A 1,659-nucleotide genomic window follows, 5' to 3' on the forward strand; every position below is an offset into this window, starting at 1 on the left:
GGTCAGGGGTGGGGGTACTGCCGCCGTTGGGGGTACTGCGCGGACCTCCGGCGCGCCGCGCCCCGAGGGCGAAAAGCCGCTGGCCTCGCCGGCCGTCCGCCTCAGGGCGAAAGAGGCCGGCATTGACCTTCGGCAGGTCCCGGGAACCGGCCCGGCCGGCCGCATCCGGCACGAGGACATCGACGCGTTCCTGGCACGCGGACCGCAGCTTGCGAAGGCCCCTGGCCTCGCCCGCAACGAGGCGATCGAGGACATCAAGATAGTCGGGCTCAGGCGAAAGATCGCCGAGAAGATGACGCTGGCCAAGTCGCGCATCCCACACATCACCTATGTCGAGGAGATCGACGTCACCGCGCTCGAGGATCTGCGCGCCGCGCTCAACAAGGAGAAGCGGCCGGGCGCGGACCGGCCGAAGCTGACGCTGCTGCCGTTCCTGATGCGGGCGATGGTCAAGGCAATCGCCGACCAGCCCAATGTCAACGCGCTGTTCGACGACGAAGCCGGCATCGTCCACCAGCATGGCGGCGTCCATATCGGCATCGCCGCGCAGACGGCTTCGGGGCTGATGGTGCCGGTGGTCAAGCACGCCGAGGCGCGCGACATCTGGGACTGTGCGGCCGAGGTTGTCAGGCTGGCCGAGGCGGCAAAATCCGGAACGGCGACGCGCGACGAGCTTTCCGGCTCGACCATCACCATCACTTCACTCGGCGCCATGGGCGGCGTTGCGACGACGCCGGTGATCAATCATCCGGAAGTGGCGATCATCGGCGTCAACAAGATGATGGTGCGGCCGGTATGGGACGGCACCCAGTTCATCCCGCGCAAGATGATGAACCTGTCCTCCAGCTTCGACCACCGCGTCGTCGACGGCTGGGACGCGGCGGTGTTCATTCAACGGATCAAGGCGTTGCTGGAAACGCCAGCGCTGATTTTTGTGGATTGAGGTAATGGGCAGCAGCGCAGAATGAGAACAGTAGCGATCCTTCCCACCCCCCTCTGCCCTACCGGGCATCTCCCCCGCAAGGGGGGAGATCAGCAGCTTCGACGCCCCGCTTACTCCTGCGCCATTGGAGATTGGCGAAGGCCGGGAAGGCAGCCAATCTCCCCCCTTGCGGGGGAGATGCCCGGCAGGGCAGAGGGGGGTGCTGTCCCTCCAGCTTGCCGAGGAGCTAGAGCGACATGATGAAGGAAATCTCCTGCAAGCTGCTGGTCATCGGCGCCGGTCCGGGCGGCTATGTCTGCGCCATCCGTGCCGGGCAGCTTGGCATCGACACGGTGATTGTCGAGGCCGGCAAGCCCGGCGGCACTTGCCTCAATGTCGGCTGCATCCCGTCCAAGGCGCTGATCCACGCGGCCGAGGAGTTCGAGAAGCTCTCGCACATGGCCGGTGGCAAAAGCCCGCTCGGCATAACGGTCGCAACACCATCGCTTGATCTCGCCGCGACCATTGCCTGGAAAGACGGCATCGTTAGCCGGCTGAACAACGGTGTTGCCGGCCTGCTGAAGAAAGCTGGCGTGAAGACGGTGCATGGCTGGGCGACATTTCGCGACGGCAAGACCGTTGCGGTCGAGACCGAGATCGGGGTGCAGGTGATCCGCGCCGAAACGGTGGTGATCGCGACCGGCTCGGCGCCGGTCGAACTGCCATCGTTGCCGTTC

General features: G+C 65.8%; 2 protein-coding genes. Both read left to right on the forward strand.

From position 1 onward, the window contains the following. Positions 1 to 943 (forward strand): dihydrolipoamide acetyltransferase family protein (locus E5W70_RS32315; protein WP_292665405.1); only part of this gene is annotated, 943 nt, incomplete at its 5' end. Between the two features lie 239 nt (positions 944 to 1,182). Continuing rightward, a partial coding sequence (locus E5W70_RS32320; RefSeq protein WP_292665407.1) for an FAD-dependent oxidoreductase occupies positions 1,183 to 1,659 on the forward strand: 477 nt, incomplete at its 3' end.

It is taken from the genome of Mesorhizobium sp. (assembly GCF_005063415.1).
Taxonomy (GTDB): Bacteria; Pseudomonadota; Alphaproteobacteria; order Rhizobiales; family Rhizobiaceae; genus Mesorhizobium.